This window comes from Paucibacter sp. B51 (genome assembly GCF_027863535.1).
GTDB lineage: Bacteria > Pseudomonadota > Gammaproteobacteria > Burkholderiales > Burkholderiaceae_C > Paucibacter_A > Paucibacter_A aquatilis.
On record NZ_JAPIVN010000001.1, the window covers coordinates 3384683 to 3407568 of the forward strand.

Here is a 22886-nt window from a genome sequence, read left to right on the forward strand (position 1 = left end):
GCGAGGCTGATTTTTGTCAATTAGTGCCGGCTCTCTAGGCCTTAGTCTGCCGGCTGTTCTTCATCCACCGTGCGGGGCGCTCAGCGCCCGAGCCTGCCCATGACTGAAACCTCCAGCCCCCAGCAGCAGCTGCAATCCCTGTTCGAGCGCAGCGGTCTGCGCGCTCTTGAGTTGAAGGGCCGTTGCTTGCTGCCCATCGTGCAAGGCGGCATGGGCGTGGGCGTCAGCGCCCAGCAACTGGCCGGCACGGTGGCCAGTCTTGGCGGTGTGGGCACCTTGAGCTCGGTGGATCTGCGCCGCCAGCATCCCGACCTGATGGCTCGCACCGAGGGCCACAACGCGGGCGACGCGGCCAAGCGCTTGATCAACGAGGTCAATCTGATTGCACTCGAGCGCGAGATCCAGGGCGCCAAGCAGCGTGCCCAGGGCCGCGGTCTGGTGGCTTTGAACGTCATGCGTGCGGTGGCCGAGTACGCGCCCCAGGTGCGTCGGGCGCTGGAGTGCGGTATCGAGGCTGTGGTGGTGGGGGCGGGCTTGCCGCTGGACCTGCCCGACCTGGCGGCCGAGCACCCGCAGGTGGCTTTGATCCCGATCCTCAGCGATGCCCGCGGCGTGCAGCTGATCGTGCGCAAATGGGAGCGCAAGCAGCGCTTGCCCGATGCCATCGTCATCGAGCACCCGCGACTGGCCGGTGGCCACTTGGGCGCGGCCAAGGTCGCCGATGTGCACGATCCGCGCTTCGATTTCGAGCGCGTGATTCCCGAGTGCCTGGAGTATTTCGAGAAGGCCGGCATTTCGGGCCAGATCCCCTTGATCGCGGCCGGCGGCGTGCGCAGCTTCGCCGACATCCAGCGCCTGCAGGCCCAGGGTGCTGCGGCCGTGCAATTGGGCACGCCCTTCGCCGTCACCACCGAGGGCGACGCCCACCCCGAGTTCAAGCGCGTGCTGGCCGAAGCGCAGGAGAGCGAGCTGGTCGAGTTCATCAGCGTGGCTGGCCTTCCAGCTCGCGCCGTGGCCACCCCTTGGCTGCGCAACTACCTGCGCGCAGCGCCCAAGCTGCAGGCTATGGCTCAGGTCAAGAGCCGCTGTACCAAGGCCTTCGATTGCCTGGCGCAATGCGGCTTGCGCGATGGTCTCAAGGACGCCGGCCAGTTCTGCATCGACAACCAGCTGGCAGCCGCCTTGCGCGGAGATGTCAAGCATGGCTTGTTTTTCCGCGGAGTAGGGGCTTTGCCCTTCGGTGCGCAGATCCGCAGCGTCGCGGAGTTGATGCAATGCCTGCTCAGCCCTGGCGGCGCGCAGGCCTTGAACGCCTCGATCTGAGAGGCGGTTCACGCCCGGAAGGGACCAGGCCAGCACGGGTTTTTCCGGGTGCCAAGGGTCACCCGTGCGACAAATCCCTGCGCCACAATCGCGCCTTGAATTTTCGCTGACGGCCCCTTCGTGGCCGGCGAAAAACAAGGGACGAGGGTGAGGGGGAGAGTCATGCGTGACGCTGGAGGAAGGGCTGTTGTGTCAGCCCGGCAGCAGGGCACCGTGGTGCCCGTTTGGAACAGGGCCGCATTGCTGGCCTTGTTTCTGTCTTGCCTGTGGTGCAGCGGTCTGGCCCAGGCGCAGATCAAGATCGGCCAAACGGCGGGTTTCAGCGGACCTGCAGCCACCGGCGTGCAGGAAATCACCGACGGCGCGCGCCTGTATTTCGACGCCATCAATGCCCAGGGCGGCATCAAGGGTCAGCCCATCGAGCTGGTCTCTTTGGATGACAAGTACGACCCGCGACTCAGTGCGGCCAATGCCGAGCGTCTGATCGACGAAGGGGTGGTGGCCTTGTTCCTGAGTCGCGGCACCGCGCAAAGCCAGGCTCTGCTGCCCTTGCTCAGCAAGCATCAGATGGCCTTGGTGGCGCCGTCCAGCGGTGCCATGGTGCTGCATCAGCCCATGATCCCCCAGGTCTTCAATGTGCGCGCCACCTTCCAGAAGGAAGCGGCGCGCGCGGTGCAGCACCTGGCCTCGATCGGGGTCAAGCGGGTGACCATTGTTCAAGTCAACGATGCCTTCGGCAACGATGCCGGTATCGGTGCGATCAAGGGTCTGGAAGCCCAGGGCATGAAGGCCTCGGCCATCCTGCGCTTCGATGGCGCCAGGCCCGAGCTGGGGCCCTTGATGGAGCAGGTGGCGCGGGCCGGTGTCGAGGCCGTGCTTTTTATTGGGCCCAGCCATGCGGTGGTGCAAGGGGTCAACGCCTTGCGTGCGACCGGTTCCAAAGCCCAGGTGGCCACGCTGTCCAACAATGCTTCAGTCGATTTCGTCAAAGCCCTGGGCGAGAACGCGCATGGCGTGATCGTCACCCAGGTCTTCCCCTACGAGCGATCGACCAACAACCCCTTGGTGCGTGAAGCCCTGGGGTTGGCCAAGGCGCGTGGTCGCAATGAACTGAGCCCTTCGCAGATCGAAGGGTTTGCAGCGGCCAAGCTGCTGGTCGAAGGCCTCAAGCGAAGCGTCAAGGACATCAGCCGGGCTAGCCTGCTCAAGTCTTTGGAAGGCTTGCAGCGTCTGGACCTGGGTGGCGTCGAGTTGCACTACGGCCCCAAGGACCGCAGCGGTCTGGATTTCGTGGACATCTCCATCATCGGACCCGACGGCAAGTTCTGGCGCTGATCTGTCGGCGCCGATCGTTCGGCCCTGCCTTCCCGCCCACGGCTCCGTAGGAGCAAGGCTTGCTCCCTTCGGAAGGCCTGGCGCGCACGCGGGCCGGGGCCGGCTTCTATGATGGCGGCCGATGTCTGCTTCCCCCGCTTCTTCGAGCCCGCCTGCGGCGCCGGCCCGCCTCTGGCCCGGCTTCGCCTTGGCCACCGCTGGCGCCATCGCCTTCTCGGGCAAGGCCATCATCGTCAAGCTGGCCTACCGGCATGGTGTCGATGCCATCACCTTGCTGATGCTGCGCATGCTGATGGCCCTGCCCCTGTTTGTGCTGCTTGCCTGGTGGGCCGGGCGGGGCAAGCCGGCGCTGACCCGGCGTGACGCCTGGGTGGTGCTGGGCCTGGGCTTCAGCGGCTACTACCTGGCCAGCTTTCTGGATTTCGCCGGCCTGGCATTCGTCAGCGCCAGTTTCGAGCGCCTGATCCTGTACCTCAACCCGACCCTGGTCTTGCTGCTGGGTTGGCTGTTCTTCAAGCGCCCTGTCACCGGCCGGCAGTTGCTGGCTCTCGCCATCAGCTACAGCGGTGTCTTGCTGGTGTTCGGACAAGAGCTGTCCTTGCAAGGCCCGCATGTGGGCCTCGGCGCGGCCCTGGTGTTTGGCAGTGCGCTCAGCTATGCCTGCTATCTGCTGTTCAGCGGCGAAGAAGTGCGGCGCCTGGGGGCGATGCGCCTGACCGGCCTGGCCACCACGGTGGCCTGCCTGCTTTGCATTGCCCAATTCCTGATGCTGCGGCCGCTCAGCGGCCTGGCCCAGCTGGCGCCCGAGGTGTGGTGGCTGTCCTTGCTGAACGCCACCGCGTGCACCTTTGCGCCGGTGCTGATGGTGATGCTGGCGATCGAGCGATTGGGCGCCAGCCTGGCGGCCCAGACCGGCATGGTGGGGCCCATGTCCACCATCGTGCTGGGCGCGCTGATTTTGGATGAACCCTTCACGGTCTGGGTGCTGATGGGCACGCTGCTGGTGCTGGGCGGGGTGTGGTTGTTGACGCGTTGGAGGTGATGGCGATGGATTTGGGACTGTCGGGCCGCTGGGCCCTGGTGTGTGCGGCCAGCAAGGGCCTGGGTCGAGGCTGTGCCGAGGCCTTGGTAAAAGAGGGCGCGCATGTGGTGATCACCGCGCGCGGCGCTGAAGCGCTGGAGGCCACGGCCGAGGCCTTGCGGGCGCTCAACCCCGCCGTGCAGGTGCTTGCCGTGGCGGGCGATATCGCCACGCCCGAGGGCCGCGCGGCGGCCTTGGCCGCCTGCCCGCAGGTCGATGTGCTGGTCAACAACGCCGGCGGCCCGCCGCCCGGTGATTTCCGCGACTGGGACCGCGCCGCCTGGCTGGCCGCCATCGACGCCAATATGCTGACCCCGATCGAGCTGATCAAGGCCACGGTCGACGGCATGGCGGCGCGTGGCTTCGGCCGCGTGCTCAACATCACTTCGGGCGCGGTCAAGGCGCCCATCGATGTGCTGGGCCTGTCCAACGGCGCGCGTTCGGGCCTGACCGGCTTCGTCGCCGGCCTGGCGCGCCAACCGCAGCTGGCCGGCCGCAATGTCACCCTCAACAACCTGCTGCCCGGCGCTTTTGACACCGAGCGCCTGCACAAGACCCTGGTGGCCGGCGCCAGCAAGAACGGCCTGGCGACCGAGGAGTTCGCGCAGCGCCGCAAGCAAAGCATTCCAGCCCAGCGCTTCGGCACGGCCGCCGAGTTCGGCGCCATCTGCGCCATGCTGTGCAGCGCCCAGGCGGGCTACCTGACGGGGCAGAACATCCTGCTCGATGGCGGGGCTTACGCCGGCGTGTTTTGAGTGGTCTCGCCAGGGCATCGCTCGGTCGCAATTTGTTACCGATCTGTGCCCTTTGGGGGGATGGGTGAGCGGGCTGCACTTGGGCACAATGCTCGGCTTCGTGTGGCTATGCCTGAATGGGAGTGCATCTTGATGATGAAGCAGAAGGTCTTCGTGCAGACCGGCGTGGTGGCTGCGGCCGTGATGATGCTGGCGGGCGGCGCCCGCGCCGAGGAGCAAGGCTCCAATGTCGAGAAATGCTCGAAGAAGCTGGGCGTGATCGCCGTGGCCGAGCCGCAGACCGGCTGGCACCACCTGTCGCGCTACGGCCTGGGTTCGCCCGAAGCCTTGCTGCGCATGATGATCCAGCAGTCGGGCTGCTTCGATGTGGTCGAGCGCGGCGTGGCCATGCAGAACCTGCAGCAGGAGCGCGCCCTGGGCCAGAGCGGTGATCTGCGCCAGGAATCCAATGTCGGCAAGGGCCAGATGCAGGCCGCCGACTTTGTGATGACGCCCAATGTGCAAGTGGCGGCCTCCGACACCGGCGGCATCGGGGGTGCGCTGATGGGCCGCCTGGGCGTGCTCGGCGCGATTGCCGGTGGCCTCAAGTTCAAGGAAGCGTCCACCAGCCTCCTGATCGCCGATGTGCGCTCCAGCATCCAGGTGGCCGCCGCCGAAGGCAAGGCCACCAAGACCGACTTCGGCATCGGCGGCTGGGCCTACGGCAACGGCATGCTGGGTGCGCTGGGCGGCTACACCAAGACGCCGGAAGGCAAGATGGTGGCCGCCAGCCTGCTGGACAACTACAACAAGATCGTCCAGACCATCCGCGATCAGCCTCAGCTGATCCGCAGCAACAGCGCCTCGGGCGATGCCAATGCCGCAGCCTCGCAAAAGGCCGAGGCACCGCAAAAGCCCGGGCAAACCCTGTGCCCCAAGATCGCCAATGTGAAAGCCTATGCCACGGCTTCGCGCGAAGGCAAGGTCGTGGCCACCCTCACCAAGAACGATGAGCTGATCGCCTCGGGCGAGCTCAGCAACGGCTTTGTCTTTGTGGACGCCGCCAACTTCAGCGGCTGGGTGCAGCGCACCCTGGTCGGCGCTTGCGGCATGGTGTCGAGCGCGCCGCAGGCCCAGCCTCTGCCGGTCACGCAATCGGTGGCCGGCGGCATCTTCGGCAACTTCTCCGGCAGCTTCAGCGGGTACGAACAGGGCAGCTTCACGGTCAGCATCCTGCCGGGCCTCAATGGCAGCGGCACGGTCACCGGCAGCGGTGTCTCCAACCAGAGCGGCGCCTTCAGCGTCAGCGGCGCGGTGCTGCCCAATGGCCGCCTGACCATGGTGGCCTCCGGCTCGGCCGGCTCGGCCCATTACCAGGGCGGTGTGGACCCGGTCAACGGCACGGTCAGCGGCACCTGGAGCTATGGCGGCGGCATGAAGGGCGGCGGCAGCTTCAGCGGCCAGCGCAGCTGAGGGCGTCAATGAGGGCGTGGCTGAATTGTGCTCAGCCCCGCGGCCTCAGGCCTTTTTCGACGAGACCCTCGACGAGACCCAGATCCCGGCCGCAATCAGGCCCAGGGCCGCACCGTGGTACCACTGCGGCCATTCGCCCAGCAGGGCCGCGGACATCAGGCCGGCAAATACCGGCGTGAGGTTGCCGAAGAAGGCCGCCACCGCCGGCCCGGCCTGGGCCACGCCCAGGCCCCAGCAGCGGTAGGCGATCAGCGAAGGCCCCACCGCCACGTAGATGAGGGTCAGGGCAAGACCTGACCCCCAGGCGATGGGTGCTGGGCTGCCCAGCGCCTGCTCGGCGCCCGCCATGCCGCCGGCAAAGACGAGGCCGAAGAGCAGCTGGGCCATCAAGGTCTCGGCCCAATCCCAGTGGGGGCGCTGTTCCCCGCGCATCGAGGCCGGTGGCCGCGCCAGCAGCCAGCTGTACAGGGCCCAGGAGAGGATGGCCAGCAGCATCAGCAGATCGCCGCTGACGAAGTGCACCTGGGCCAGGCTGGTCAGTTGTCCGCGCGCGATCACCAGGGCCACGCCGGCCAGCGAGAGCAGGGCGCCCAGCAGCTGGCGCCGCTGCGGCCGCACGCCGAACAACAGGGCGCCGATGGCCAGCATCCAGACCGGCAGGCTGGCGGCGATCAGGGTGACGTTGAGCGCGCTGGAGCTGCGCAAGGCCTGGTACTGCAGGGCGTTGTAGCAGCCCATGCCCAGGAACCCGGTCAAGGCCAGATAGGCCCAGCGCTGGCGCAGCAATTCGGTCTGTTTCAGCAGCCGCCAGGACAGTGGCAGCAAGAGCAGGGCTGCCAAGGCCCAGCGCAGGCCGTTGAGGGCCAGGGGGCTGATGCTGCCCACCATCAATCGCCCGACCACGGCATTGCCCGCCCACATCAGGGGTGGAAGGGTCAGCAAAAGGGCCAGGCGCGGGTTCAAAAGCCGATGTCCGGGCGCTTGTCGGCGTGGTGCTTGTTCTTGCGGCTGCTGCGCAGGCGCCAGCGCAGCAGCAGGCCCAGGGCCACCACCAGGGCGGTCATCAGCGGCAAAGCCGCGCTGGCTTGCTGCGCTCGCGCTGAGCCCAGGCTGGCGACGGTGTCCATCAGCCAGCCGAACAAGCCGCCGATCAAGGCGAGTGACAGCAAGGCCAGGGCGCCGGCCACGGCCAAGCCCCAGGCAAGGCGACGGTAGCGGGCGGAGCCCGTGAGATTCATGTCCATGGCGTGCCTGGATTCAAGGTTCTGGGTCGGGCGGGCTCGCTGGGCGGTCCGCCCCCGAGCCGTCCAGAGCCACTTCAAAACTGAAGCAGGAGCCCGTGCCCGGCTGGCTTTCCACCTGCACCTGGCCGCCCATCAGGCTGACCAGGCGCTGGACGATGGTCAGGCCCAGGCCGGTGCCACCGTAGCGCCGCGTGATGCTGCCATCGGCCTGGCTGAAGGGTTCGAAGATCTGCTGGATCTGGTCGCGCGTCATGCCGATGCCGGTGTCGTGCACGCTGAAGCGCAGGCGCAGTGGTGGCGGGCCTTCGGTGGGCGCGTTGCCGGCTTCTCCAGGCTCGGGCTCGATGCGTTCCACCTCGACCCGCACCTCGCCTTTTTCGGTGAACTTGAGCGCATTGCCGACCAGATTGACCAGCACCTGGCGCAGGCGCAGGGCGTCGCCGGTTGCATGCTGCGGCACGCCGGGCTGGACGCGGGCGTGCAGGTGCAAGCCCTTCTCGTGTGCCTGGAGCAGCAGCGGGTGCAGGGCCTCGCGCAGGCAATCGTGCAGGGAGAAATGCGCCTGCTCGATGACCACGCGGCCCGATTCGATCTTGGCCACGTCCAGCAGGTCGTTGATGATGACCATCAGGCCCTTGGCCGAGCTGTGGGCCAGTTCGATGAATTTGCGCTGCTTGTCGCTGAGCTCGGTCTGCAGCACCAGCTCGGTCAGGCCCAGCACCCCGTTCATCGGTGTGCGGATCTCGTGGCTCATATTCGCCAGAAAACTGCTCTTGGCCTGGCTGGCCGCTTCGGCCGCTTCTCGGGCGGCTTCGAGCGCGGCTTGGCTGGCCTTGAGGTCGGCGATGTCGCGGGCATTGAGCAGCAGCACCTGCTCGCCGGTCACCGGGTCGCGCATGGGTCGGGCATTGACGCCATGCCAGCAGCGGCCACCGTCGGTCAGCAGCTCCAGATCGGCCTTGAAGCTGTGGCCGGCCCGCACTTGGTTGAAGACCTTGATGGCATCTCCGCTGTCGGCAAACAGGGCCTCGAAATCGCTGATGCGCCCACGACCGGCGGTGCTGGTGTTGGCCACAACCGGGCGTTTGCCAAAAGCCAGGGCGGCCGCAGGGTTGCGCATCAGGGTGCTGCCGTCCTGCAGGCTGAACACGGCGATGCGCACGCTCGTGTGCTGCAGGGCTTCCACGCCGCGCAGCATGGCCTTGTCGCTGCTGTTGGCCAGGGAATCGGCCGCAAACAGCATGACCTGGCGGCGGTCGGGGGTGAGGATGCCGCGTGAGACCAGCATCACAGTGGCGGGCTGGCCCTTGGGGTAGAGCGTCCATTGTTCGCGCACGATCTTGCCCTGGGCATGGTCGGCGGCGGTGACAGCCAGGCGTTCGCGCACGGCCTCGCTGGTGTCGGAGAAATCGCGCGAGAGGAATTCCTCGGCGCTGCTCGCGCGCCAGAAACCGAGTGCGGCGGCATTGGCCCAGAGATTGCGCTGGCGTGCGGGGTCGAACACCCACATTGGCACGTCAAGCCAGTCGTAATGGGTCAAGCAGGAAAAATCGAGCATGGAGGGTCAGGGTGGGCCAAACGGCCGAGCGTGCAGGCCTTGTGGGGCCACCTCCGTGGCCATCCGGCAGGCTGCGCGTGGCGCTGCGCATTGTCGCCTGGGTGACGCGGCCTGCCGTCGCTTGTCGGCCGGCTGTTGCGCAAAAAACTGCGTTCGACGCGCGACTGGTGCGCAATTCGGCGGCTTCAGTCTTCCACGGCCGCGCGGTAGGCATGCCAGCTGGCATGGCCCAGCACCGGCCCCACCACCAGCAGGCCGGCAAATCCCGGCAGCAAGGCCAGCACCACCAGCACCGTGATCAGGGCGCCCCAGAACAGCATCACACCGGTTTGTGTCAGCACGAGGCGCAAGCTGGTCAGGCCGGCCGTGACAGCATCGGTCGGGCGATCCAGCAGCATGGGGATGGAGATCACGCTGACGGCATAGATCAGGCCGGCGAAGAAGGCGCCGACGCCGAGGTAGGCGACGATGAAGCCCAGGTTCTCGGGGTTGAGCAACTTGACCAGGGAACCGCTGAGATCGGGCATGCCATCAAAGCTAACGGCAAACACCACCAGGGCCGCGCGGCCCCAGATCATCTCCAGGATCAGCAGCACGGTGCCGAAGATGGCGATCTGCGACATGCGCTTGCGCCAGGCGGTGAGGCAGTCCAGCAGGCGGGGCTGGTAGCCCTGCTGCAGGCGTCGGCTGACCTGGTACAGGCCCAGGCAGAGAAACGGACCCATCAGCAAAAAGCCGGCCGACAAGGCCAGGGTGTAGATGGGGGCATGCTCGTAGACACCGAGCAGGCACCAGCCCATCAGCATGAAACAGGCACCGAAGAACAGGCCGATCAGGGGGGCGCGCCGGAAATCAGCCCAACCGGCCGCCAGCCAGCGCACGGGGTCGCCAAAGCCCAGCGGGCGCAGGCGGATGGCAAAAGCGCTGTCGGCAGGGATTTCCTCATTCACCGCCGAGGGCGGCAGAGGCTGGGGCCGGGGCGCATCGCTGGAGGGCAGTTCGGCGGGTGTCATGGCCGCAGCTTAGGCGCCTGCAAGGCCTGCGCACCAGCGGGCTTTCCAGCAGATGCAGGCCCCGCGGGACGCGAGTCAAGCTGGCGCTCAGGTTCAGCGGCGCAGTGCGGCGCGGGGCCGCACTCAGCCCTTGCGAACTCGCCGAACCTCGTCCCAGATCAGCAGCACCGCGCCCACGGTGATGGCGCTGTCGGCGACATTGAAGGACGGGAAGGCCCGGCCGCTCCAGTGCACCTGGATGAAATCGACCACATAGCCGTGCAGCAGGCGGTCGATGACATTGCCGATGGCGCCGCCCAGGATCAAGCTCAGCGCTGTGGCAAACAGGGTTTGCTGGCCGTGGCGTTTGAGCATGATGAGGATGAAGACCGTGGCTGCTGCACCCAGTCCGACGAAGAACCAGCGCTGCCAGCCTGCCGCATTGGCCAGGAAGCTGAAAGCGGCGCCGGTGTTGTGGACCCGCACGACGTTGAAAAAGCTGGTTACATAGCGGCTGTCGCCGAGCTGGAAGTTGCCCAGGATCAGCACCTTGGTGAACTGGTCCAGCAGGATGATGACCAGGGCGATGCCCAGCCACAGGCCCAGCTTGTTGCCACCGCCCGCGCCGCTTTTCTTGTTGCTGCTCGCCATCGTTCAGGCCACCGTACGGGTTTCGCCGCCGCCGTGCAGATTGCTGTCGCAGCGGCCGCACAGAGTCGGGTGGGCCGGGTTGGCACCCACGTCCTCGCGGTAATGCCAGCAGCGCTCGCATTTCTGGTGAGCCGACGGGGTGACCGTGACGCTCAATGCTTCCGCAGCCGAGAGGTTGGCGGCCGAAGTGATGAAGACGAACTTCAGATCCTCGCCCAGGCTTTGCAGCAGGGCCAGGTCTTGCGCTTCGACGCCCAGGGCCACCTCGGCCTGCAAGGAGGCGCCCACGCCGCCGGCGCTTCGCACATCCTCTATGGCCTTGTTGACCGCCTCGCGGATCTCGCGGATGCGGCCCCACTTGGTCAGCAAGGCCTCGTCCGGGGCAGCGAACTTCCAGTAGGTCTCGACAAAAATGCTCTCGCCGCCGTGGCCGCCGTCGAAGATGGCCCAGGCCTCCTCGGCGGTGAAGCTCAGGAAGGGCGCCATCCAGCGCAGCATGGCCTGGGTGATGTGCCAGAGCGCCGTCTGCGCCGAGCGGCGCGCCAGGCTCTTGGGCGCGGTGGTGTAGAGCCGGTCCTTGAGCACGTCCAGGTAGAAGGCGCCCAGGTCTTCCGAGCAATAGACCTGCAGCTTGGCCACCACCGGGTGGAACTCATAGCGCTGGTAGTGCGCCAGGATGTCGGCCTGCAGCTGCGCCGCGCGGGCCAGGGCGAAGCGGTCCACTTCCAGCAGCTGATCCAGCGGCAGGGCATCGGTCTTGGCATCGAAGTCCGAGACATTGGCCAGCAGGAAGCGCAGGGTGTTGCGGATGCGGCGGTAAGCATCGACCACGCGGGCCAGGATCTTGTCGTCCAGGCCCAGATCGCCCGAGTAGTCGGTCGAGGCACACCAGAGGCGGATGATCTCAGCGCCCATCTTCTCGCTGACGGTCTGCGGCGCCACCACATTGCCGACCGACTTGCTCATCTTGCGGCCCTGGCCGTCGACGACGAAGCCGTGGGTCAGCAAGCCCTTGTAGGGCGCGCGGCCGTAGAGTGCGCAGCCGATCAGCAGGGAGCTGTGGAACCAGCCGCGGTGCTGGTCATGGCCTTCCAGATAGAGGTCGGCCTCGGGGCCGCTGTCGTGGGCGGCGCCCACGTGGCTGCCTTTGAGCACATGCTGGAAGGTCGAACCGGAGTCGAACCAGACGTCCAGGATGTCGCTGCCCTTGCTGTACTGCGCCGCTTCTTCGCCCAGCCATTCGGCCGGGTCCAGCTTGGCCCAGGCCTCGACGCCGCCGACTTCCACCAACTGCGCAGCGCGCTCGATGAACTCCAGGGTCTTGGGGTGGGCCAGGCCGCTGTCCTTGTGCAGGAAGATGGGCAGGGGCACGCCCCAGCTGCGCTGGCGCGAGATGCACCAATCGGGCCGGCCGGCGATCATGTCGCGCAGGCGAGCGCGGCCGTTCTCGGGGTAAAAGCTGGTGGCGTCGATGGCTTCCAGCGCGGTCTGGCGCAGGGTCTTGGCGGCCGGGTCGGTGGCGAACAGGCCTTCGCCCTCATCCATGCGCACGAACCACTGCGCGGCCGCGCGGTAGATCACCGGCGTCTTGTGGCGCCAGCAGTGCGGGTAGCTGTGGGTGATCTGCACATGCGAGAGCAGTCGGCCGGCGTCTTCCAGGGTCTGGGCGATGACGGCATTGGCCTTCCAGATGTGCTGGCCGCCGAACAGGGGCAGGCTGGCTTCGTAAGTGCCGTTGCCGGTGACCGGGTTCAGGATGTCCTTGAAGGCCATGCCATGCGAGATGCAGGACTGGAAGTCATCCAGGCCGTAGGCGGGCGCCGAATGCACGACGCCGGTGCCGTCCTCGGCGGTGGCGTAATCGGCCAAATAGACGGGGCTGGTTCGGTTGTAGCCCGCATCGACATGGGCCAGCGGGTGCTTGAACTCCAGGCCGGCCAGGTTCTTGCCGAGCGTGGTGGCCAGCACCGAGCCCTCGAGCTTCCAGCGTGCCAGGCACTTCTCGACCAGGGCCTCGGCCACCACATACAAGCCGCGCGGCGTGTCCACCAGGGCATAGCTCAGCTCGGGGTTGAGGTTGAGTGCCTGGTTGGCCGGGATGGTCCAGGGGGTGGTGGTCCAGATGACGGTGAAGGCATCCTTGTCCAGCGAGCTCAGGCCAAAAGCTGCGGCCAGGCGCACCGGCTCAGCGCTCAGGAAGGCCACGTCCACGGCTGGGCTCTTCTTGTCCTGGTACTCGATCTCGAACTCGGCCAGCGAGGAGCCGCAGTCAAAGCACCAGTACACGGGTTTGAGGCCGCGGTAGACGAAGCCGCGCTCGAACAAGCGCTTCAAGACGCGGATCTCGCCCGCTTCGTTTTTGAAGTCCATGGTGCGGTAGGGGCGGTCCCATTCGCCGAGCACGCCCAGGCGCTTGAAATCGGCGCGCTGGGCGTCGATCTGCTCGCCGGCATAGGCGCGGCTCTTGGCCTGCACCTCGTCGCGCGGCAGGCCGCGGCCGTGTGTTTTCTCGATCTGGTTCTCGATCGGCAGGCCGTGGCAGTCCCAACCGGGGATGTAGGCCGCGTCCAGGCCTTCCAGTTGGCGGGCCTTGACGATCATGTCCTTGAGGATCTTGTTGGCGGCGTGGCCGATGTGGATCTGGCCATTGGCATACGGCGGGCCGTCATGCAGCACAAACTTGGGCGCGCCGCGGCGCGCCTCGCGCAGGCGCTGGTAGGTGCCTTGTTCTTCCCAGGCCTTGATCCAGCCCGGTTCGCGCTTGGGCAGATCGCCGCGCATGGGAAACGGGGTGTCGGGCAGGTTCAGCGTGGCGCGGTAATCAGCGGGGGTGTCTTTGGCGGCTGTCATGGTGAAGCGATGGCTTTCAGGCGTGAGCCCGTTCAAAAGAGTCGCCGCGCGCAGGGCGGGCGGTGGAGGGCGTGCAGGAGGCGCGAGGGTGTAGAGCCCATCGCAGGGGCTGCGGCAGGCCGGTGTGCTGCACCCGGCCCCCGCGCCGATCAAATTCGATCGCGGGTGGTCTGCCGGCGCAAGGCGGCGTGGGTGGCCAAAAAGGCGCGTGCCTGCTCGGCATCCTGCCGGATGGCAGCCGTCAAGGCATCGAGCCCGTCGTAGCGGGCTTCGTCGCGAAGTTTGTGCAGGAGTTCCACGCGCACGAGTTTACCGTAGGCCTCCTCACGCCCCAGGGGAGCGGGCCAGGCTAAGCAATGCACCTCGAGCAGCACGCGACCGGCGTCTTCCACCGTGGGTCGCACACCCAGGCTGGCCACGCCGTCCAGCGGCTCGGCGGCCAGGCCATGGGTGCGCACGGCGAAGATGCCGTGGGCGGCCGGCTTGTCATGGCTGAAGCGCAGGTTCAGGGTGCGAAAGCCGTCCAGGGCACCGGGGCTGGATTCACCGAGGCTGCGGCCCAGCTTCTGGCCATGAACGACATGGCCCGAGATGGCATATGGCCGACCGAGCAGGCGCGCGGCACCTGCCATGTCACCGGCGGCCAGGGCCTCTCGCACGGCGGAGCTGCTGACGCGCAGCCCGTGTACCTCGTAGCTCATCATGCGGGCGACGTCGAAGCCGCGCTGCCGTCCGGCGGCGTCCAGCGTGGCGTAGTCGCCCTGGCGCTTGGCGCCGAAGCGGAAGTCGTCACCAACCAGGATGTAGCGCGCCCCCAGGCCCTGCATCAGCACCTGGTCGATGAAAGCTTGTGCGCTGAGCGCAGCCAGCGCCGCATCGAAGCGCAGCACGATGACCTGGTCGATGCCGCAGCGTTCCAGCTCGCTGAGCTTGTCGCGCAGGGTGGCGATACGGGCGGGCGCCAGCTCCGGCTTGCCCGCGAGCTGGGCAAAGAAGTCGCGTGGGTGGGGCTCGAAGGTCATCACGCAGCTGGGCAAGCCGCGGTGTGAGGCCTCGGACTTGAGCAAGGCCAGCATGGCCTGATGGCCGCGATGGACGCCGTCGAAATTGCCAATCGTCAGCGCACAGGCGCTGGCGATGCCGGGATGATGGAAACCGCGAAAAACCTGCATGGCGCCGATTATCGTGCGCCAGCGCAGCGACCGGATTTGGCCTTCAGACCAGGGCTGCCGAGCGGCTCTGCTGCGCGACCTGCATATGGCGCTGCACCACGGCGACGAGGTCGTCCATCTCGAAGGGTTTGACCAGGTAATCGTCCATGCCGCACTGGATGCAGCGCTCGCGGTCGCCGTTCACGGCGCTGGCGGTCAGGGCGACGATGGGCACGGGCGTCAGGAACTTCTGGCGCTCCTGGCTGCGCCAGCGGCGCGTGGCCTCGAAGCCATCCATGCGCGGCATCTGGCAGTCCATCAGCACCAGGTCGTAGTGCTGCTGGCTCAGCCGGTCCAGGGCCTCCAGGCCATTCTCGGCCGTGTCCACCTGCAGACCGCAGCACTCCAACATGGACGAGGCCACCAGCACATTGACCAGACTGTCGTCCACCAGCAGCACGCGGCCGCTGAGCTGGGGCGCCAGGTCCTTGGCGCTGCTGGTACCCAGGGCGCGGTAGTCGCTGGCAGGAAGGGGGCGCGCAGGCGCGGGCTGGCAGGCTTGCAGGGGCAGGGTGAACTCGAACAGCGAGCCTTGGCCGGGCACCGAGCTGCAGCGCAGATCGCCACCCATGGCGCGGGCCAGCTCGCGCGAGATGGTCAGGCCCAGGCCGCTGCCGTCCTGGCGCGGCGCGCGGCTTTGCTGGGTGGCTTGTTCAAAGGGGGCAAAGATGCGCTCCATCTGGTCGGCCGCAATGCCTTCGCCGCTGTCGCGCACCGCAAAGCGCAGCAAGGTGCCGGCGCGCATGTCCAGGGTCGAGCTGACCTCCACGTTCACGGCGCCGCGCTCGGTGAACTTGATGGCGTTGCCGATCAGGTTGTGCAGCACTTGCTTGATGCGCGAGGCATCGCCCAGCACATGGCTGGGCAGGGCGGGGCTGAACTGCAGCTCGAAGGCCAGACCTTTGTCGCGAGCGGTCTGCACCAGCAGCTGGCAGACATCGTCCACCACCTCGCGCAGGCTGACCGGGCCGGCGTCCACGGCCAGCTTGCCGGACTCGATGCGGGCCAGATCCAGGATGTCGTTGACCAGGGCCAGCAGATGGCGGCCCGAGCGGCGCACGATGTCGATCTGCTCGCGCTGCTCGGGCTTGAGTTCGCTGCGCTCCAGCAGCTGGGTCATGCCCAGGATGCCGTTCAGCGGCGTGCGGATTTCGTGGCTCATCACCGCGACGAAACGGCTCTTGCTGGTGCTTTGGTGCTCGGCCGACTGCAGGGCCTGTTGGCGCTGTTCGGCCACCCATGCATTGGCAAAGCGCAGGCGCAGCAGCTCGGTGTGGCGTTGCTCGATGCGGCGTGACTCGCTCAAGGCGATGCAAAGGAAGAAGCCCAGGCCCAAGGCGATCAGGGCGCCTGTTTGCGTGCCCAGGCTCAGGTTGTAGGCCATCAACGGGGCCAGGGCCAGCGTAGAGAACACCAGATTGGCCTGGAAGCGACCGCCCAACACGAACAGACCCATGGCACTCAGGCCGACCATGGAGGCCAGCATCACGCCTTCCAGCTCGGGTGCCTGCGGGGTGTGAAAGAACCAGCCCATGGCGCCCCAACTCAGCGCATCAAGGGCCAGCAATTGCAGCGCACGCCGGCGCCAGGGGAGCAAGGTTTGGAGCGGGGGGCGTTGACCGCCAAGGGGCGCCAACACATGTCGCTGGAAATGCAAGGCTTCCGCACAGCGCCAGAGCGTCACCAGGGCGCGCGCGCCGAGCCAGCCCAAGAGTAGCTCGTGAGACAGATGGGGCCAGAGCAGGTAGACGGGCAGCAGGCAAAAGGCCAGGCCCAGCAGCGTGCGCTTGAGTGTGCCTTCGAACAAGCCAAGGATTTGCTCGACCAGAACCTGGGCGGAAATATCGGGGCTCAGCCGCGTTTCGCGGCCGCCTTCCAGGTCTGCCGGGAACTCGGACGCCTGTGCGGCATCCGTCCCGTTCGCGGCCCATGCGGCCGACGCTGCTGTCATCTCTTTCACCCCTCGACGTCCGGCCGCCTCTTGCTGAGGCCGCTCCAACAGCGTGGGTTCTTGCCCACGCTTGTGATCGCTCCACTCTCGGGCGTGTTTCTACAGGGCAAAGATGACAAATTGAACCGGAACAACCCTTGAAAACCACAGTCATATGAAGTTTCCAGGGCAAACCACTAGGGCGTTTGTCTCAGCGCAATCAGGAGCTGATCAGCGCTGGACTGTGAACCCACTGCCACTCGCCGGGCTTGAGGTCGGCGGGCAAGGCCAGCGCGCCGAACTGGGGTCGATGCAGACTCTCCACCCGGTTGCCGACGGCTGCCACCATGCGCTTGACCTGGTGGTACTTGCCTTCGGTGAGGGTCAGGCGCAGGCCGTGGCTGCCGAAGGCCTCGGCGCCTTCGGCCTTGACCATCTCCGGCGTATAGCCCGGGCCTTCGCTGGCGACAGGCTTGCTCGACTTTTGGGGTTTGCGTGATTCGCTGGCGCGGCGGGCTGCCAGCTCGGCCGGCAGCTTGGACTCTGCAGGTTCGCGCAGCTCCACGCCGGCCAAGAGTTGTGCCACCATCTCGGGCGTGACTGGATGCTTGCACTGCGCCTCGTAGACCTTGGGCACATGGTGCTTGGGGCTGGTGAGCTTGTGGATCAAGCTGCCGTCGTCGGTGAGCAGCAGCAGACCGGTGGTGTCTTCGTCCAGGCGACCCACTGGCTGGACATTGCGCTCGCGCAACGGCGCTGGCAGCAGGCTCATGACGCTGGGGTGGTGCTTGGGCTTTTGCGAGCATTCATAGCCTGCCGGCTTGTTCAGCAGGATCAGCGCCTTTTCGTAAAAGGGCCAGGTCTTGCCACTGACCTGAAAGCTGAAGCCCTCGGTTTCGTATTCGGCATCCGGATCGTCTGCCTCTTCGCCGGCAATGCGAACCTCGCCGTTGTAGATCAGACCGGCGCAGAGGCGGCGGGTGCCGAAGCCTTGCGAGAACAGGATGTTGGAGAGGCGCATTTTCATATCGCTATTGTCCATGAGCCCGCTGCGCTGTTCGCACGCGGGCGCTGAAGGGGCGCTGATGCTTGCCTATGATCCACAAGCGCCAAGTCCGGGGTGATCCTCGCTGCCGCAGTAATTCGCTCGCCATGGACCTCAAAATGACCGATACAACCACTTCTCGTCCTGCTCCTGTCCTGGCCATCCATGGTGGCGCTGGTACTTTGACGAGGGGCGCCATGAGTGCCGAGCAAGAGGCTCGTTATCGCGCTGCCTTGGCAGGCATTCTGCGCGCCGGTCAGGCGCAGCTCGCCGCAGGCGCAAGCTCAGTTGATGTGGTGGTGGAGGCGGTTAGGCAGCTCGAAGAGTGTGAGCTGTTCAATGCTGGCAAGGGCGCGGTTTACACGGCGGCTGGCACCCATGAGCTTGACGCCTGCGTGATGGATGGGCATGGCTGTCGTGCAGGCGCAGTGGCTGGGGTCAGCCGCACGCGCAACCCGATTCTTGCGGCTCGAGCGGTGATGGAGCACAGCGCTCATCTGCTGTTTGTCGGCGCGGCAGCCGATGAGTTCGCCGCACGCCATGGCTTGGAGCAGGTGGAGCCCAGTTGGTTTGGTACGCCGCATCGCCTGGAGCAGCTTCGGCGTGCGCAGCAACTGCAGGCTGGCGTGCTGCGCGATCACGATGGTCAAGAGTTGCTGGCTCGGGATGTGTCATCGCTGCGGGGCGATGCTCGGGTGTCTGGCCCAATTGATGAGCTGACCAAGTTTGGTACGGTCGGCGCTGTCGCCCTGGATGCGGCCGGCCATCTGGCGGCCGCCACTTCTACGGGTGGCATGACCAACAAGCAGGTCGGTCGAGTCGGGGATACGCCACTCGTGGGAGCCGGAACCTACGCCAATGACGCCACAGTGGCCGTGTCATGTACGGGCACGGGTGAGCTGTTCATTCGTGCTTGCGCCGCACATGATGTGTCGGCACTGATGGAATATGCCAGTCTGTCATTGGCCGAGGCTTGTGAGCGTGTGGTGATGCAAAAGCTTCCGCCGGATGCCGGTGGATTGATTGCAGTCTCTGCCCGAGGCGAGGTATGTCTGCCATTCAACTCCGAGGGGATGTATCGGGGTTATGCGCGGGTGGCTGCCGGCGAGCCCGTGGTGGCGGTCTATCGCTCAGAGTAGTTGTGCTGAGGCATCGGCACGCAGGCTGATTTGCTCCTTTGCGCACTTAATGACTGCTTGTCTGAGATTCGACAAAGACATGAAAAAAGCGGCCCGCGGCCGCTTCTTTCTGTTGATGGCCGGGCTGGATGGCCCAGCCCTTTGCATCAGTGCTTCTTGCTTTGGCGGCGGGTGTAAACCACGCCGAACACAGCCAAGCTGACCAGTGCCAGCGAACCAGGCTCCGGCACGGCGCGTGCGGTTGCGCGGATCAGGGCTTGGCCCGAGCCGCTCGGGTTCGGGTTGTAGACCGAGAAGGTGTAGTTCGTTGTGCCAGTCAGGCCGGCAGCCCAGGTGCCATTCAGACCTGCCAGGTAAACGTCCACTTGGTTCTTGAACGATGTACCGGTCTCGTTCACGTCCAGGCCACTGTTGGTGTAGGCGGCGCTGTAGTATTTCTTGTCGGAGCTCTTGCCGGCGCCGTCGCCCAGGATTTCCCAGATGGCGAACTGGAAGGCGGCCGATTTGGTCGATGAAGTCAGGCTGTCAGAGTAGGCGTGCTCGAACAAGTTGGTCAAGTCGGCCAGGACGCGGCTGGTCGTCGTGGTCGAGTCGTCGTACATGCCCTTGATGCCTGTCGCCTGGTAGTTGGCGCCCGCAAAGATCGAGGCGTAGCCCATGGTGGCGCCGCCGGGCGTGGCCTGGTAGCCATTGACGAAGTTGTTCAGCGATACCTTGTCATAAGTGTCCGGCGAGAGGTAGTTGTTCAGCGGGTCCAGGCAGTAAACCCAGAAGCTGTTGGCGCCCAGTGCATTGCTTGTGCCTTCATTGACCTTCCAAGCACCCAGACCGGTGTCGCGGGCACTGGTGTTGCCGAACACCAGCGAGTGGGTCTCGATCAGCGAAGAGCCGGAGCCAGTCGCCTTGGTCACGGTCGTCGCGCCTTGAGCGTAAGCGGAGCCGGCGGCCACCACGAACAGAGCCGTTGCGGCAAAAGACGCAAATCGACCGGTGGTAGTTGTCGCTGTGGCAGCGTAGTTCATGGTGTGGACCCTGTCGGCGTAGATGGTGTTACGGAAATCTTGGATTGCATCCTACTCGGCCCTTGGCTTCCAACAATCCCGCGAACCGGGGGGTGTTGAGGGACTGTAAAAAATTCACAGTTGCAGCCAATTACCCAAGCAAATACTCAATACCAATTTCATGCCCGGATTCTGCCTGTTCAATCCGTAGCAAGAGAACCCCCGATATCGAGGGGCGTGAGTAATGTCTCGGTCAATTGGCCTTGGTTTGGATATTCGAATAGGCCGTTTGGCTTACATATTCTGGGCTTGATTTGCCGTATTGGCGTCAGGGCGCCAGACTGGAGCCGTGATCACAGACCGAGTTCCAGTTTCAAACGGCTGACTTCCTGCGTCATCGGCAGCTTGGGTTGGGCGTTGAGCGCAGCGCTCAGTTCTTCCTTGGCTTCTGCTTTGCGGTTCAGCTTGGCCAAGGCGAAGGCCAGGTGAAAGCGGATTTCGCCATTGCCGGGGCTGCGCAGGCGAGCCTCACGCAAATGACGCAGGCCGCCCTCGATATTGCCGCGCTGCACCAAGATCCAGCCCAAGGTATCGGCTGCATCCGCGTTGCCGGGCGCCTGCTTCAAGGCCTTCTCGGCTGCAGCGACGGCTCCAGCGTCGCCCATGCGATGCAGAAGTTGGGCGTAATTGAGTTGAATGCCGATGTCGCCTGGCTGCAAGGCCAGAATCTGTTGGTAGTTCTTTTTCGCAGCTTCATTTCGGCCCGCTTGCATTTGCACGCCCGCGACGGCCTTCAGGGCGGTGATGTCATTGGGCGCTTTGCGGGCCCAGCCCTCCAGCATGAGCAGGGCCTTGTCCAGCTCACCTGCGGCCACCATGGAGCGCGCCAGCAAAATCGCATTGGCCGTGCTCGGTTCTTTCTCGAACACGGTGCGGTAGCCAGCTTGAGCGGCAGGGAATTGACCACGCGACATGGCCACATGGGCGCCAACCAGCGTTGTTTGCACTTTGCCTGGGTGGGTGTTGTTCAACGTCTTCAAGGCGGCATCCACCTTGGCGGGATCGCCGCGGCGAGCTTCCACCTCGACCTGCAAGAGCAGGGCGCCGAGGTCGCCCGCCTGCGACTGCAATGCCTTTTGCACGTTGTAAGTGGCCCCATCGACATTGCCTGCAGCCAGTTGCATACGTCCAATCTTGACCTGCTCCTGTGCATCAAAGTCCGCCACGCGGGTGGCCTCTTGCAGCACCTGGCGTGCGTTGCTGCCGTCGTTCAAGGCCAGGTAGACACGAGCCAGCGACAGCAAGGCGGGAAGCTTGCCGGAATAGTTGGCGGCCAGACTCTTGGCCAGGGGCAGAGCAAGGTCTGCCTGGCGTTGTTCCATGTAAAGCTCCACCAGCATCAAGCCCGGGCGCGCGTCAACGCGCTGCACCTCGTGGGCATGCCGCAGGTGGGCGATCGCTTCATTGGGGCGCTTGGCGCGCAGCTCGAGGATCGCCAGCTGGTAGAGCAACTCGGCATCATCCTTGTTGCCGCCTTCCAGCAGCTTCTCCAGTCGTTTGCGCGCCGGATCGAACTTGCTTTCTTCCATGTCCAGCCAGGACAGATTGACGGCCGCCGGGCGGAAGTTCGGGTCTTTCTGCAGCAACTGCTGGAAGGTGTCGCGAGCGCCCTTTTTGTCACCGGCCCTGCCTTTGATATTGCCCAGGAAGTTGAGCATGGTCAGGTTGTCGGGCTCGCGCTTGACGATGGCTTGGGCGGTCTGCAAGGCCTTGGCGGTCTGGCCTTGGTTGAGGTAGACGTTGGCCAACTGAATGCCAGCGCGGCCATCGCCCGGTGTGGCGGCGAAGGCTTTCTCCAGATTGGCCAGGCCCAATTTGTCCTGGCCCAGGCTCAACTGGCTGAAGCCCAGCTCGCGGATGGCCGAGGCCGAGCCGCTGCGGGCGGCCGACTTCTCGAAAAACTCACTCGCCTGGACATAGCGCTTGCGAGCCATGTTCACCGTGCCCAGCAGGAACAAGACCTGCGGGTCTTCCGGATTGATGCGCTGTGCGGCTTCCAGCAAAACCATGGCCCGCCCGTAGTCTCGGGTGTCGACCAGGATGGATGCCAGCATCACCTGTGCGGCGTAGTTCTTGCTGTTCAAGCCCAGGAGGATGTCGAGATAGCCGCGCGCCTTCTCCGGGTTGCCCAGGGCACGGTGCGACATTGCTCCGGCCAGCAGCAAAGGGTCGTTGCCCGCCAGAACTTCAGGGGAAATGGCGTCGATCAGGTCCACCGCATTGGCGAAGGCGGTCTTGGCGGTGGCAAGGTCGCCTTTGCGGTTGGCCAGAAAGCCGCGCAGAAATGAGGCGCGAGGGTCTTCCAGCTCCCATTCCACCAGTTGGGCCAGGTCCTTGCTGGCCTCGGCCTCCTGATTCAGGCCAATCAGTAGGGAAGCACGTGCCACGCGGGCGTCGACCTGCTTGGGATTGATCTTGAGGGCGCGTTCTTGGGCCGCCAGGGCGCCCTTCAGGTCTTGCTGACCTTGCAAGATCGTGCCCAGGGTGTACCAGGCGCCCGCTTCGTTGGGCGACAGCTCGGTGCCCTTGAGTGCCGAGGCCTTGGCCTTGTCTCGCTCGCCCAGGCGCAGCAGCATGGGTGCCTCGGCTGTCCAGGGGCTGCCCGAGCGGGGATTCAAGGCCTTGGCCTCGGCGAAGCTCTTGGCAGCCTGGGTGACATTGCCAGACATGGCGTAGGCCGAACCTCGCAAGGTCAGGACCTCGGCCTGAGCTTGGGTGGGCAGGCCACTGGTGGTGATCTGGTCGATCAGCTTCTTGCGATCACCCAGCAGCAGATAGATTTGTGCCAGCGGGATCGCCACCTCGCTGCGGCTGACGCCTTGCTTCAGCGCTTCTTCCAGCGCCGCTTCAGCAGCCTTCAACTCGCCCTGGCCCAGCAACACCTTGCCCAGCAGCAGGTGCGCCGCCAGCATCTTCTGGTCCTCCTGGATGGAGTTCTTCAGCTGGATGATGGCACCCGGCAGATCGCCTCGCTCGAATCGACGCAGGCCGTCTTCGTAATAGGTCGAGGCCTTGTCGGCCGCCGCCAGGCTCCAGGGGGAGCCGCTCAAGAGCAGCAGGCCCAGCACCAGAGGGCGAAGCAGACGCGGAGCCAGGGACGGGGTCGACGAGGGCGAAGACGAAGGAGTGGGCTGGTGTTTGGATCGCATGGGCGAAGTATCGTCAAGCGCCTGTCGAGGCGGGCGGAATTTATACCGGGAGAGAGGTGTTTCGAATGCGCTCTTCGCGCCACATGCCGTGGGTCGAGCGTGCGGACCTG

17 protein-coding genes are annotated in these 22886 nt (G+C 65.6%); 6 read left to right on the top strand and 11 right to left on the bottom strand.

Translation table 11 applies throughout. The features are described 5' to 3' along the window. Nucleotides 1–99 precede the first annotated feature (99 nt). The 5 genes from OOB33_RS14560 (at nucleotide 100) to OOB33_RS14580 (ending at nucleotide 5946) form a co-directional block, all read left to right on the top strand. Nucleotides 100–1323 carry an NAD(P)H-dependent flavin oxidoreductase gene (locus OOB33_RS14560; protein WP_271009192.1) on the top strand — a complete coding sequence of 408 codons (1224 nt, stop codon included), beginning with the start codon at nucleotides 100–102 and terminating at the stop codon, nucleotides 1321–1323. Between the two features lie 189 nt (nucleotides 1324–1512). Continuing rightward, nucleotides 1513–2658 (top strand): ABC transporter substrate-binding protein, encoded by a 1146-nt coding sequence (locus tag OOB33_RS14565; protein WP_271009193.1) that lies wholly within the window; start codon nucleotides 1513–1515, stop codon nucleotides 2656–2658. Nucleotides 2659–2779: 121 nt separating this feature from the next. Continuing rightward, a complete protein-coding gene (locus OOB33_RS14570) occupies nucleotides 2780–3700 on the top strand; it encodes a DMT family transporter (protein ID WP_271009194.1) in 921 nt (306 codons plus the stop codon). 5 nt (nucleotides 3701–3705) lie between these two features. Then, on the top strand, nucleotides 3706–4494 hold the full coding sequence (locus tag OOB33_RS14575; RefSeq protein ID WP_271009195.1) for an SDR family oxidoreductase: 789 nt from the start codon (nucleotides 3706–3708) through the stop codon (nucleotides 4492–4494). A gap of 132 nt (nucleotides 4495–4626) precedes the next feature. Next, on the top strand, nucleotides 4627–5946 hold the full coding sequence (locus OOB33_RS14580) for a CsgG/HfaB family protein (protein ID WP_271009196.1): 1320 nt from the start codon (nucleotides 4627–4629) through the stop codon (nucleotides 5944–5946). A gap of 45 nt (nucleotides 5947–5991) precedes the next feature. Here the strand turns inward: OOB33_RS14580 and OOB33_RS14585 are convergent, their stop codons facing one another. From OOB33_RS14585 to OOB33_RS14625, 9 genes are all read right to left on the bottom strand, one after another. Next, entirely contained in the window at nucleotides 5992–6888 is an 897-nt protein-coding gene (locus OOB33_RS14585; RefSeq protein WP_271009197.1) for a DMT family transporter, read from the bottom strand. A 17-nt stretch (nucleotides 6889–6905) separates the two neighbouring features. Next, nucleotides 6906–7190, bottom strand: a complete 285-nt coding sequence (locus tag OOB33_RS14590; protein WP_271009198.1) for a hypothetical protein — start codon at nucleotides 7188–7190, stop codon at nucleotides 6906–6908. Between the two features lie 13 nt (nucleotides 7191–7203). Then, complete coding sequence (locus OOB33_RS14595; protein ID WP_271009199.1) at nucleotides 7204–8748, bottom strand: ATP-binding protein; 1545 nt, start codon at nucleotides 8746–8748, stop codon at nucleotides 7204–7206. A 185-nt stretch (nucleotides 8749–8933) separates the two neighbouring features. Then, nucleotides 8934–9761: a DUF2189 domain-containing protein gene (locus tag OOB33_RS14600; RefSeq protein ID WP_271009200.1), complete on the bottom strand. Its 828-nt coding sequence runs from the start codon at nucleotides 9759–9761 to the stop codon at nucleotides 8934–8936. 123 nt (nucleotides 9762–9884) lie between these two features. After that, nucleotides 9885–10391, bottom strand: coding sequence for a signal peptidase II (lspA, locus tag OOB33_RS14605; protein WP_271009201.1), 507 nt, complete (start codon nucleotides 10389–10391; stop codon nucleotides 9885–9887). Nucleotides 10392–10394: 3 nt separating this feature from the next. Further along, entirely contained in the window at nucleotides 10395–13241 is a 2847-nt protein-coding gene (gene ileS, locus OOB33_RS14610) for an isoleucine--tRNA ligase (protein WP_271009202.1), read from the bottom strand. A gap of 149 nt (nucleotides 13242–13390) precedes the next feature. Beyond that, nucleotides 13391–14413 carry a bifunctional riboflavin kinase/FAD synthetase gene (locus OOB33_RS14615; protein ID WP_102770171.1) on the bottom strand — a complete coding sequence of 341 codons (1023 nt, stop codon included), beginning with the start codon at nucleotides 14411–14413 and terminating at the stop codon, nucleotides 13391–13393. Between the two features lie 43 nt (nucleotides 14414–14456). Continuing rightward, entirely contained in the window at nucleotides 14457–16403 is a 1947-nt protein-coding gene (locus tag OOB33_RS14620) for an ATP-binding protein (protein ID WP_271009203.1), read from the bottom strand. 199 nt (nucleotides 16404–16602) lie between these two features. Then, the gene (locus tag OOB33_RS14625; RefSeq protein WP_271010061.1) at nucleotides 16603–17403 is read right to left on the bottom strand and encodes a pseudouridine synthase; all 801 of its coding nucleotides are present in this window, start codon (nucleotides 17401–17403) and stop codon (nucleotides 16603–16605) included. A 143-nt stretch (nucleotides 17404–17546) separates the two neighbouring features. On the opposite strand from OOB33_RS14625, the gene OOB33_RS14630 reads away from it, so the two are divergent. Further along, nucleotides 17547–18566 (top strand): isoaspartyl peptidase/L-asparaginase family protein, encoded by a 1020-nt coding sequence (locus OOB33_RS14630; RefSeq protein ID WP_271009204.1) that lies wholly within the window; start codon nucleotides 17547–17549, stop codon nucleotides 18564–18566. Nucleotides 18567–18712: 146 nt separating this feature from the next. On the opposite strand, the gene OOB33_RS14635 is transcribed toward OOB33_RS14630, so the two are convergent. Further along, nucleotides 18713–19588: a PEP-CTERM sorting domain-containing protein gene (locus OOB33_RS14635; protein ID WP_108724359.1), complete on the bottom strand. Its 876-nt coding sequence runs from the start codon at nucleotides 19586–19588 to the stop codon at nucleotides 18713–18715. 332 nt (nucleotides 19589–19920) lie between these two features. After that, complete coding sequence (prsT, locus tag OOB33_RS14640; protein ID WP_271009205.1) at nucleotides 19921–22776, bottom strand: XrtA/PEP-CTERM system TPR-repeat protein PrsT; 2856 nt, start codon at nucleotides 22774–22776, stop codon at nucleotides 19921–19923. Nucleotides 22777–22886 lie beyond the last annotated feature (110 nt).

Coding starts and splice junctions, on each gene's coding strand:
- OOB33_RS14615 (WP_102770171.1), bottom strand. CDS start 14,413: ATGCAGGTTTTTCGCGGTTTCCATCATCCCGGCATCGCCAGCGCCTGT.
- OOB33_RS14595 (WP_271009199.1), bottom strand. CDS start 8,748: ATGCTCGATTTTTCCTGCTTGACCCATTACGACTGGCTTGACGTGCCA.
- OOB33_RS14625 (WP_271010061.1), bottom strand. CDS start 17,403: ATGCGCCTCTCCAACATCCTGTTCTCGCAAGGCTTCGGCACCCGCCGC.
- OOB33_RS14600 (WP_271009200.1), bottom strand. CDS start 9,761: ATGACACCCGCCGAACTGCCCTCCAGCGATGCGCCCCGGCCCCAGCCT.
- OOB33_RS14635 (WP_108724359.1), bottom strand. CDS start 19,588: ATGAACTACGCTGCCACAGCGACAACTACCACCGGTCGATTTGCGTCT.
- ileS (WP_271009202.1), bottom strand. CDS start 13,241: ATGACAGCCGCCAAAGACACCCCCGCTGATTACCGCGCCACGCTGAAC.
- OOB33_RS14570 (WP_271009194.1), top strand. CDS start 2,780: ATGTCTGCTTCCCCCGCTTCTTCGAGCCCGCCTGCGGCGCCGGCCCGC.
- lspA (WP_271009201.1), bottom strand. CDS start 10,391: ATGGCGAGCAGCAACAAGAAAAGCGGCGCGGGCGGTGGCAACAAGCTG.
- OOB33_RS14575 (WP_271009195.1), top strand. CDS start 3,706: ATGGATTTGGGACTGTCGGGCCGCTGGGCCCTGGTGTGTGCGGCCAGC.
- OOB33_RS14620 (WP_271009203.1), bottom strand. CDS start 16,403: ATGACAGCAGCGTCGGCCGCATGGGCCGCGAACGGGACGGATGCCGCA.
- OOB33_RS14580 (WP_271009196.1), top strand. CDS start 4,627: ATGATGAAGCAGAAGGTCTTCGTGCAGACCGGCGTGGTGGCTGCGGCC.
- OOB33_RS14590 (WP_271009198.1), bottom strand. CDS start 7,190: ATGGACATGAATCTCACGGGCTCCGCCCGCTACCGTCGCCTTGCCTGG.
- OOB33_RS14630 (WP_271009204.1), top strand. CDS start 17,547: ATGACCGATACAACCACTTCTCGTCCTGCTCCTGTCCTGGCCATCCAT.
- OOB33_RS14560 (WP_271009192.1), top strand. CDS start 100: ATGACTGAAACCTCCAGCCCCCAGCAGCAGCTGCAATCCCTGTTCGAG.
- prsT (WP_271009205.1), bottom strand. CDS start 22,776: ATGCGATCCAAACACCAGCCCACTCCTTCGTCTTCGCCCTCGTCGACC.